9 protein-coding genes are annotated in these 10,775 nt (G+C 46.3%); 3 read left to right on the forward strand and 6 right to left on the reverse strand.

From position 1 onward, the window contains the following. From PHP87_RS08420 to PHP87_RS08430, 3 genes are all read left to right on the forward strand, one after another. Positions 1 to 587 (forward strand): group II intron maturase-specific domain-containing protein (locus PHP87_RS08420; RefSeq protein WP_299920327.1); only part of this gene is annotated, 587 nt, incomplete at its 5' end. A 211-nt stretch (positions 588 to 798) separates the two neighbouring features. Then, positions 799 to 1,017, forward strand: a complete 219-nt coding sequence (locus PHP87_RS08425; RefSeq protein ID WP_299920329.1) for a hypothetical protein — start codon at positions 799 to 801, stop codon at positions 1,015 to 1,017. 3 nt (positions 1,018 to 1,020) lie between these two features. Then, positions 1,021 to 1,542, forward strand: coding sequence for a hypothetical protein (locus PHP87_RS08430; RefSeq protein WP_299920330.1), 522 nt, complete (start codon positions 1,021 to 1,023; stop codon positions 1,540 to 1,542). Between the two features lie 219 nt (positions 1,543 to 1,761). On the opposite strand, the gene PHP87_RS08435 is transcribed toward PHP87_RS08430, so the two are convergent. The 6 genes from PHP87_RS08435 to PHP87_RS08460 form a co-directional block, all read right to left on the reverse strand. Continuing rightward, on the reverse strand, positions 1,762 to 3,105 hold the full coding sequence (locus tag PHP87_RS08435) for an acetyl-CoA hydrolase/transferase C-terminal domain-containing protein (protein WP_299920332.1): 1,344 nt from the start codon (positions 3,103 to 3,105) through the stop codon (positions 1,762 to 1,764). Positions 3,106 to 3,327: 222 nt separating this feature from the next. After that, positions 3,328 to 4,470: an acyl-CoA dehydrogenase family protein gene (locus PHP87_RS08440; RefSeq protein WP_299920334.1), complete on the reverse strand. Its 1,143-nt coding sequence runs from the start codon at positions 4,468 to 4,470 to the stop codon at positions 3,328 to 3,330. A gap of 182 nt (positions 4,471 to 4,652) precedes the next feature. Next, on the reverse strand, positions 4,653 to 5,864 hold the full coding sequence (locus tag PHP87_RS08445; protein ID WP_299920336.1) for a thiolase family protein: 1,212 nt from the start codon (positions 5,862 to 5,864) through the stop codon (positions 4,653 to 4,655). A gap of 62 nt (positions 5,865 to 5,926) precedes the next feature. Next, positions 5,927 to 6,709, reverse strand: coding sequence for an enoyl-CoA hydratase-related protein (locus PHP87_RS08450; protein ID WP_299920338.1), 783 nt, complete (start codon positions 6,707 to 6,709; stop codon positions 5,927 to 5,929). A gap of 79 nt (positions 6,710 to 6,788) precedes the next feature. Beyond that, positions 6,789 to 7,637 carry a 3-hydroxyacyl-CoA dehydrogenase NAD-binding domain-containing protein gene (locus tag PHP87_RS08455; protein WP_299920340.1) on the reverse strand — a complete coding sequence of 283 codons (849 nt, stop codon included), beginning with the start codon at positions 7,635 to 7,637 and terminating at the stop codon, positions 6,789 to 6,791. A gap of 619 nt (positions 7,638 to 8,256) precedes the next feature. Then, positions 8,257 to 10,713: a sigma 54-interacting transcriptional regulator gene (locus PHP87_RS08460; RefSeq protein WP_299920342.1), complete on the reverse strand. Its 2,457-nt coding sequence runs from the start codon at positions 10,711 to 10,713 to the stop codon at positions 8,257 to 8,259. Between the last annotated feature and the right edge of the window lie 62 nt (positions 10,714 to 10,775).

A 10,775-nucleotide genomic window follows, 5' to 3' on the forward strand; every position in this document is an offset into this window, starting at 1 on the left:
ACCTGCTGATTTTCTGCAAGAGCAGGAAAGCAGCGACACGTACATTAAACCACATTCTCCCCTACATTGAAGGAAAACTATTCCTGAAAGTAAATCGAGAGAAAACACAGGTGGCACATGTGAACAAGGTCAAATACCTGGGATATAGCTTCTACACCCATAAAGGAGAAGGAAGGCTCAGAATACATCCCAAGAGTGTCCAAAAATTCAAGGATAAAATCCGAGAAGTTACTGGGCGCAGCAACGGGATGGGAATTGAGGCAAGGAAAGTCCGGCTGAACCAGGTGGTCCGAGGATGGATGAACTACTTCAAGTTGGCAGATGCAAAGAAGCTGATACAGGGCTTGGATGAATGGATTCGAAGCCGCATACGGATGGTGACATGGAAACGATGGAAAAGAGTCCGCACGCGTTTCGAGAATCTCAAACGTGCAGGAATTAAGGAAAAGCAAGCATGGATGTGGGCAAACACAAGAAAAGGCTACTGGCGTACCGCCCATAGCCCAATCTTGTTAAGAGTCTTATACAACGAGAGATTCAAACGCGCCGGATACCTCAGTTTGACGGAATGTTACTCTGCGAAGTAATGTGTAAACTTTGGAACCGCCGTATACCGAACGGTACGTACGGTGGCGTGGGAGGTCGGCTACTCAACTAATGGGTAGCCTCCTACCCGATTAGCAGAGTCATTATTTGAAAAATCAGAGATCTTTCAGTGTTTCATATTGTTATGATAGGGGTTATTTATAGTAGATATTGTTCATATTATTTACAACAAATGATTCAAGGTGGTACACTATGAATAAGAAGAAGAAAAGTCCGGATCATGATGAAGTAGATACCAGAAAGGGGGAATTGAAGATGGCTACCCAACTTCAACCCACGCCTACATTATATGGCAAAGATGCCGAAGCTGTTTTTGAGGAATTAAAAAAGAAACCAATGCCGGAGCAAATTAAGAAATCATTAGAACGGGCAGAGCACTTTAAAAACATAAAGAAAAAAGGGCTTGATTAATCAATGTTTGATTTAAAATTTAATACAAAGGCAGTAGTATTGGCTAGATTATCAGAAGAAGAAATATCTGATCTAGCCAATTTTGATTGTGGGGATAGTGAGATTAACTACTTTCTTCAAGAAGAGGCTTTTCTCGAACAGGAAATCGGGTTAAATAGCACTATTCTACTTTATTATGAAGGAAAGCTGGTTGCATTTTGTTCACTTTGTTGTGATTCTATAACCTTATCCAAGGAGGAAAGACAGATTGATGGTCATACTCGATATAGAGTTCCCGCCATTAAACTCGCCAGATTAGGAAGAGATATCTCGTGGAAAGGATTAGGTTTTGGAGCATATTTAGTTGAATATACCAAAAACCTGGCGTTTGAACTCAGTAGAAGTAAATTAGGCGTAAAGTATATTACGATAGATGCTTATGAAAACAGAATTGATTTCTATGCAGGTCTGGGTTTTGTTTTAAATCAGGCATTAAAACCTATGTCTAATGGTGCGATGAGTATGCGTTATAACATACTACCATGATCTACTATTAGGTTTACGGGGACGCTATTCTGGATTATATGACCGTTATTTCTGAAGTCTTATTACAAGACGGGGTCAAGAGATAAACTCATTAAAAAAACGTAACAGGCCGGGTGAGCCGAGATGCTTGCCCGGCCTATTGAAAAATATATAAAAAAAAATATAAGGGGGTCAGATTAATAAAGGGTCGATAGTATAGTTATTCCACCCTGAAATCATTTAGACTATTTTATTGCTTCTCACCCAAATACGCATTTTTTCAGCTTCCTTAATGAGTTCATCCCGCAGGTCGGGGTGGGCCAGGTTAATAAGCGCTTCGGCCCGCTGCCAGGTAGATTTGGCCTTGAGCATGGTAATACCATATTCAGTGACTACATAGAAGTTTATACTCCGGGGTACAGTTACAACGGCTCCTGGGGTTAATGTGGGCCGGATTCGAGACTGCAGATTGCCTTCTTTGTCGGTAAAGGTTGAGGTCAGGCAGATCAGGCCTTTGCCTCCCTTAGAATAATAGGAACCGATAATGAAGTCCAACTGTCCGCCGGTTCCGGAGATATGCCGGGTCCCTGATGATTCTGAAGCCACCTGTCCATAAAGGTCTACCTCAATGGCATTATTGATGCCGAGAACTTTTTCGTTGCGGCCAATAATAAAGGGGTCATTGGTATAGTCTACAGGATAGATGGCACATGCTGGGTTTCCATCCAGGAAGTTATACAGTTTGTTGGTACCCATGGCAAAAGTGTATGCCATCTTGCATTTATCCAGTTGTTTGCGGCGACCGGTAATACGCCCGGCTTCATACATATCGACAAAGGAGTCTACCAGCATTTCTGTGTGTACCCCCAAATCCTTCAAATCGGATTGGGCTATCATAGCTCCGACAGCATTGGGCATGGCGCCTATTCCCAACTGCAGGCAGGCTCCGTCTTCGATTTCTTCCAGGACTATGGAAGCTATTTTCTTGTCGGTATCTGATATGGGGAGCTCCGGAAGCTGAATCATAGGCTGGTTGTCCCCTTCAACTATGTAGTCAACTTCAGATATGTGAATGGACTCCCGGCAGCCGCCCAGGCAGATGGGAACGTTTTCATTGACTTCCACTATAACGGTCTTGGCGGTATCACAGAACAGTGGGGTTAAAGAGAGCGAGGTACCTAAATTAAAGAAACCGTGTTTATCCATGGGGGCAACCTTAATCAGAGCTACATCGGCTGCCACATAATCGCGCTCATAAAAACTGGGGCCTTCATGATAGGTCAAAGGTACATAATTGCACAAATCCTTATCATGCAGCTTGCGGCTGGCGGCACTCATATGATAGTCATTATATATGAAGTGTTTTCTCTCCGGGTCAGCCAGAACCGTTTTGGGCGGGAAGGGGCAGGTGGTGGTGCGGATATTGACATTCTCTAACTCATCAACCCGCTGGGCCAGTGCAGCGTCCAGGTAGCTGGAATTCATGACAAATTCTCCATACTGCACCAGGTCGCCGGATTTAACTACCTTCATAGCTTCTTCTACGGGTAGCAGTTTGCGTTTATATTCCATGCTGTAATCCATTTTAGGGCAATTCCTCCTTAATGGCATATTTGCGAGGGAATTATAGTTTGAGAAATATACGAAAAATATTAACATGGATGAAAAGTGAGTTAGCGGCTCTTGAACAATAAGCTATAGTTGGAAATCTTGATCCCTCACTCCTCACTTTTAATTAAGCCAGGCTGCAGACCGGAGCGTAGAATGTTGTTGGCAGGACTGCTCGCGGCCGCAACCTGAAACTTATTAACCTCTGAGCAAGTCTCCGGCGATTACCAGTCTCTGCACCTCGCCGGTTCCTTCGTATATCTGGAATATCTTGGCGTCACGGTAGTATTTTTCTACCGGGTAGTCCTTGGTATAGCCATATCCGCCAAAAACCTGCACTGCTTCGGTGGCGCAGAATACGGCGGTATCACCAGCATAGGCTTTGGCCAGGGAGGCGGCTTTGCTGAAACGGGGAACATTCATATCCTGCAGTGAGGAGGCCTCCAGATAGAGCAGGCGGGAGGCTTCAATCCTCATGGCCATATCCGCCAGCTTGAACTGAATGGCCTGGAAGCTGCAGATGGGTTTGCCAAACTGGGTGCGCAATTTGGAATACTCCAACGAAGCGTCCAGACAGGCTTGGGATACGCCGGTGGCCATGGCGGCGATGCTGGCCCGGGAAAGGTCCAAAGTCTTCATTATGATATAGAAGCCCTGTCCTTCAGAGCCTAAAAGATTCTTGGCCGGAACCCGGACATCTTCAAATATTACTTCAGTGGTGTTGGAAGTTCTGATTCCCAGTTTGTCTTCGGTTTTGCCTACGGTTATACCGGGGGTATTGCGGTCAACAATAAAGGCACACATACCTTTGGTACCCATCTTCTTATCCAGGGTGGCCAGTACGGTATAAACACCGGCGGTTCCGCCATTGCTGATGAACTGTTTGCTGCCGTTTAGAATATACTCATCGCCGCTTTTGACACAGCGGGTGGCAATGCCACCGGCATCGGAACCGGCACCGGGCTCGGTCAAACAGAATGCTGCCAGTTCGCCGTCCAGCAAGCGTCCATAAAACTCTTTTTTTTGCTCGTGATTGGCGGCTACCAGAACGGGGTCGGAGGCCAATAGGGTGCTGGCTACCATGACGGTACCTACGCCGGCATCACCCCAGCAGATTTCTTCAGCGACAATGTTCTGTGCGGTATGATCGAGGCCTGCTCCGCCATATTCGGCTGGTACGCCGATGGTCATCAGTCCTACTTCATGCATCTTTTTAATGCAGTCTTCGGGATAAATGTGGTTGTTATCCCACTCGGAGGCATAGGGTGCTATCTCATTGACCGCAAAATCATGGGCCATTTTTTTCATCATTTCTTGTTCATCATTTAAACGGAAATCCATTATTATTCCTCCCTATGTGAAATTTTTCAACGAATGCCTTGATTTTATTACAAAAAGTAATTAACTCACTGGCTTGTATAAATATACCGCCCGCCGTCTTCGCATGGGCAACACCTACGGCTTGTTTCGCGGCTCAAGGGGTACCGCGCTAATCTCCCGTCCATGGGAGTAGCGCTGCGAACCTAGATGTCTCTGGTCCAGAGGGAACAGTAAGCCGGTCCGCCGCCCACGCAAAGTGAAGCGCCGCCAATGGTCTTACCCTGCTTTTCCAGCTCATAGTACAGGGAAACGACAATGCGCAGGGCGGTGCATCCTACCGGGTGGCCCAGGCCGATACCGGAACCGTTGACATTTACTTTGTTCATGTCCAATTCAATGCCGAATTCCTCTTTTAGCATCCGGCCTACACCGATAAACTGAGGGGCAAAGGCTTCGTTGATTTCCCAGTATTCCACATCTTCGAACTTCATTTCCGCTTCTTTGAGGCATTTGGGAATGGCTACCGCCGGACCTAGACCCATGACTTCGGGGGCTACGCCTTCACCACAGATATTTATCAGTTTCATCAGGGGTTTTACCCCTAATTCCAGGGCTTTGGCCTTGGACATGATGATTACGGCAGCGGCGGCATCATTGAGACCGGAAGCGTTAGCGGCAGTTACTACTCCGCCCTTTCTGAAAGCCGTGGGCAATTTGGCCATGGATTCCAGGTTAGCATCGGGAATCATATGCTCGTCTTTGTCATAGATTTTGACAGCTTTTTTGGACTTCAGTTCTACCGGGACTATTTCCCGCTGGAAGGTTCCGTCTTGAGTAGCCCGGGTGGCGCGTTGATGGCTGGTTAGGGCCAGTTGGTCACATTCTTCACGGGTAATGCCGTATTTCTCGGCAATATTTTCTGCGGTTACGCCCATGTGGCCGGGAACCAGACGATCTATAAGCCCGTCATGGAGCATGGCATCTTCAATGCTGCCTGGTCCCATGCGATAACCCATCCTGGCTTTGGGAATCATATACGGGGCATTGGTCATGCTTTCCACCCCTACTACTAGGGCGACATCGGTCTTGCCCAATTGAATATGGTTGAGGGCAACATCCAGAGCCCGCATGCCGGAAGCGCAGTTCTGGTTTACATTACAGGCATTGCTTCTTACCGGGAGCCCGGCGGCTATTCCCACCTGGCGGGCGGGCAGAGAACCTTGCATATGGGGATATACTTCGCCCATTACGATTTCATCAATTATATCAGGCTGGATTCCGGCTCTTTTAATAGCCTCTTTAGCTACGATAATGCCCAGATCTATGGCCTGTACATCCTTAAGACTGCCTAAAAATCTGGCTATAGGAGTTCTGCACGCACTTACAATTACCACATCCTGTATTTCCTTCATCATGTTTTAAAACCTCCCCAATATATTTTAGTCATTTAAGCTTGAGGGAGAATTGGTCCCCCCTATTATTTACCTTTGAATACGGGTTTTCTCTTTTCCAGGAATGCTCCCATACCTTCTTTTTGATCAGCGGTGGAGCAGCACATGCCAAACATATCGGACTCTATGCCCATAGCGGTATCAATGTCAGCTTGCAGGCCTTTGCCGATGGCATATTTGGCAAAACCCACCGCCAGAGTTCCCTTGGATGCAATCTTGGCGGCCATTTTTTGGGCGGCTTCCATAAGTTCATCCACCGGATAGACATGATTAACCAGGCCGATGCGATAAGCTTCAGCGGCATTAATGGTGTCGGCGGTGTAGGTTAATTCCTTGGCTCGTCCTTCGCCGATTAAACGGGGCAGCCGCTGGGTGCCGCCGAAGCCGGGGATAACCCCCAGCCCGACTTCCGGCTGGGCAAACAAAGCGTTTTCCGCTGCCAGCCTGATATCACAGGCCATAGCCAGTTCGCAGCCTCCCCCCAGGGCAAATCCCTTGATGGCGGCAATAAACGGCTTTTCTATTAGCTCTATCATGCGCATGGTTTTTTCACCATAGTCGGAGAATTCGCGTCCCTCTGAGGCGGACAAGGGCTGCATATAAGCGATATCAGCACCAGCCACAAAGGCTTTGTCGCCGCTGCCGGTTACAATGACCACTTTTATGGCCTGGTCTGCGTTAATATCCTCCAGGGCCATGCTCATTTCGCTCAAAGTGTCTTTGTTAAGGGCGTTGAGGGCCTTGGGACGGTTAATAGTGAGTATTGCCAGGTAGTCTTGCTTTTCTAAGATGATGTTTTCATAGCTCATTTCTTTTCCCCCTCCATAAGGGTTCTAATTTTTACAACATGGCACAATAAGTGCTTTTGTTGTAGGGTCATACTTATGCTTAATAATTGAAGAAGCCTTTCTTGGTCTTCATTCCCAGCCAGCCGGCGCGTACATATTGTTTGAGCAGGCCGGAAGGACGATATTTGGGATCTCCGGTTTCATCATAGAGGGTATTCATTACCGCCAGGGCGATATCGCCGCCGACCAGGTCACAGAGGGTAAGCGGACCCATGGGCCATCCCGCGCCTAACTTCATGGCGGTGTCGATGTCTTCGGCAGTAGCCAGTCCTTCATAGAGAATGAAGCAGCCTTCATTGATGGTGGGAACCAGGATGCGGTTAACCACAAAGCCGGGTCCTTCTTTTACCTTTACTGGTTTTTTGCCGATTTCTACGGAAAGGTCAATTACTTTTTGTACAGTTTCTTCTGAGGTCTGCAAGGCGGGAATAACTTCAACCAGTTTCATAACATTGGCCGGATTGAAGAAGTGCATACCTACGACTTTATCTGCTCTCTTGGTAATTGCGGCGATTTCAGTAATGGAAAGGGAAGAAGTATTGGTGGCAATTATTACTTCGGGGGCCAGCAGGGCATCCAGTTTGGTATAGATGTCTTTCTTGACCTCCATATTTTCAAAAACCGCTTCAATTACGAAATCTACATCTTTTAAATCATCAAAATTAACTGTCCCAGTGATGTTGCCTATTACAGTATCCTTGGTACCAGGAGCAGCTTTTCCTCTTTCTTCTGCTTTGGCTAGGCTCTTTCCAATGGCAGCGATGGCTCTATCAACAAATTCCTGTTTAATATCATAGAGTACGACTTTTTTACCGACTGCCGCCAGCGCCCAGGCGATACCCTGACCCATGGTTCCGGCGCCGAGCATGGCAATTTTGTTAATAGCCATTTTAGTAACCTCCTTAATTAAAAATCATCTTTAGCTCGCAACTAATCCCGAGATTAATCTTTCACCCCCTTGCTTTTCGAAAATATCTAAATATTCTGCCTTTCCGACAGTGAAATGGGCTTAATGTCACTGCTTGCCTTCACCGGGTGTTGCACCCATGCTTCGCTAAAGCTCGTTTGAATATGTAGGCAATCCTTATTCAGAAAAGGGTTTGCATTGTAGTCAATCTTTTGATTCTTTTTATATACAAAGCAAAAATGATGCCAAGTATTTGGAAAGAGAAAATAACAGGTCAAAAAAGGCGACCTTTCGCACTTTTAAAAAATGGTCGCCAGTTTTTTAGAGGAGTATATTTTTTTGTTTTTCATATCAAAATAGAATACAAATTAGAGGTGGGAATGCTTGTAGTAGGCTAAAATGCAGCATTAGGCGGAAAATTCCCAAAATAATATGCTGGGAGCAGGGGGGCAATATTTGCTGTTGCTTATATATAGAACTCTAAAACGGCTATACGGCATGCTGTGGCTTACAGGGCGGTAAAAATCGCTGCCGCTTTTAACCCCCTCAAAATAGGAGGATGGCTTGTTTTGCGGCTCAAGGGGTACTGCGCTAATCTAGCTTACAGCTCATCCAGGCCGTATTTGCTTATTTTTCGGTAAAGTGCCGAAGTGTAAATACCCAGTACTTTGGCGGCTTGCATTTTATTGCCGTTGGTTTTCTCCAGCGCTTGAATAATCAGCTGTTTTTCCAGTTGTTCAATAGCGTCTGGAAGGGTAGAGGGATTCGGCTCATCCCGGAAATAGGTGTTTTCCACCATAAGAGGGAAGTGCTTTATGGTGATGCTGTTTTCCCGGTTCATATCCGCCAGGTTGAGGGCTCTCTCCAGCAGATTCTCTAATTCCCGTACGTTGCCGGGCCAGCCGTAATTTTGCATAAGTTCAATGGTTTTATAGGAAATCTTATTGATTTTGGTACCTAATTTTTTGTTAATCTTTTTTATCAAATTTTTGGCCAGGAGGGGAATATCATCGCTGCGTTCTCTAAGCGGGGGTATATCCAAGCGGACTACATTCAAGCGATAATAAAGGTCCTGGCGGAATTTATCATTGGCCACCAATTCTTCCAGGTCACGGTTGGTAGCGGCTATAACCCGCACATCTATATAGATGGGCCGGGTTCCGCCGATCCTTTCCACCATTCGGTCCTGTAATACGGTTAATAGCCTGGTTTGCATGTTTAAGGGCATATCGCCTATTTCATCCAGGAAAATGGTACCGCCCATGGCCAGTTCAAATTTGCCGGGTTTTCCCCCTTTCCGGGCTCCGGTAAAAGCTCCTTCTTCATAGCCAAACAACTCGGACTCCAGGAGACTATCGGGCAAGGCGGCACAATTTATCATGACAAAGGGATAGCTGCTCCGGTCACTGGAGTTATGAATAGCATGGGCAAAAAGTTCCTTGCCGGTACCGCTTTCACCAGTTATGAGCAAGGTGGAAACGCTATGGGATACTTGTTCAGCCACTGATTTAACCTTCAAAAAGGCGGGTGATTGGCCGATTAAATCCTTAAAATGCCACTTGGCCTGGTAGCCCTGTCGCAGTTCTTCTCTATATATATTGAGTTCTTTTTTGGTTTCCTGTAATTTGTTCATGAGGATTTTGGCACCGGAGATATCCATAAACAGGCTCCGGGCAATAGCGCCGATTATTTCCCCGTCTTTGATAATAGGCAGCCGGGTTACTATGGTATCCTGCCCGTTGATGCTATAGATATCGGCCAAATCTATCTGCCTGGTTTTAAGTACTTCCGGTAAGAGGGAAGTGGGGGTTATTTTGCTGATATGTTTTCCCACTACCTCGCTTTTTTCCATACCCAGTGCATCCAGGTAAGTCTGGTTGATGGAGGTGATGATGCCATCCTTGTCCACTATGACATAAACCATATAAGGACATTCAATCAAGGCTTCGGAGATAGCCCGGAACTCCTTCTCCGTTTCTTGCAAGCGGTGCATTAAAATCCTGGCCCCGGACATATCCAGGAAAAGACTCTTGGCAATGGCGCCGATAATTTTATCATCCTTTATAATAGGCAGGCGGGTTACGATAGTATCACGACCGTTAATGGGCCAGATGTCAGCTTTGTCTATGCGCCCGGTACTCAGAATTTCGGGCAGTTTGGATTCGGGTATTATTTCCAGAATGTGCTTTCCTACCACTTGCTCCCGCTCCAAAGCTAAAGCATCCAGATAGGTTTTGTTCATATTGGTGATAAAACCATCCTTGTCCACGATAACATAGACCATGTAAGGGCTTTCAATCAAGGCTTCGAATAGAGCCTGAAATTCTTGCTGGGTTTCCTGCAGCTTTTGCAGCATCATTTTGGCTCCGGACACATCCAGGAAAAGACTTTTAGCAATGGCGCCAATAATTTTGCCGTTCTTAATGATGGGCAGGCGGGTGACAATGGTATCACGACCATTAACGCTCCAAATATCGGCTTCGTGTATACGCCCGCTCTGCAGAACTTCCGGCAGGCGGGATTCGGGTATTATATCAAGAATATAACGGCCTATAACTTCTTTTTTTTCCATACCCAGTGCATCCAGACAGGTTTGGTTTATCAAAGTGATGAGGCCTTCTTTATTGACGGCTACATAGACTAAATAAGGGTTTTCAATCAAGGCTTCGGAAAAAGCTTGAAATTCTTCTTCAGTTTCCTGTAGTCTTTGCATCAAAATCCTGGCCCCGGACATGTCCAGAAAAAAACTCTGCCCCATTGCGCCTACGATTTCACCGTCTTTTATCAGGGGAAAACGAGTTACAACGGTGTCGTTGCCATTAATGGGCCAGATATCAGCTTTATCTATTCTTCCGGTTTTTAGTATATCAGGGAGTTCTGAGTGTGGCAGTACCTCCAAGACATGTTTCCCGATAGCTTGCTCCTTTTTAAGACCCAGCAAGTCCAGGAATGTTTCGTTCATCAATGTAATGTATCCGTCTTTATTAACGGTTACCAGAGCCATGTAGGGGCTTTCCACCAGGGCTCCGTTAATAGCTTCAAGATTTATTTCCAGCACTTTGAATAGGCCTCCTTTTTTGCAGCAATCATGATTGACTCCCCTGCGAAAACCCCTTTTGT

Origin of the sequence: Syntrophomonas sp. (assembly GCF_028707975.1) — a bacterium.
Lineage (GTDB): Bacteria > Bacillota > Syntrophomonadia > Syntrophomonadales > Syntrophomonadaceae > Syntrophomonas.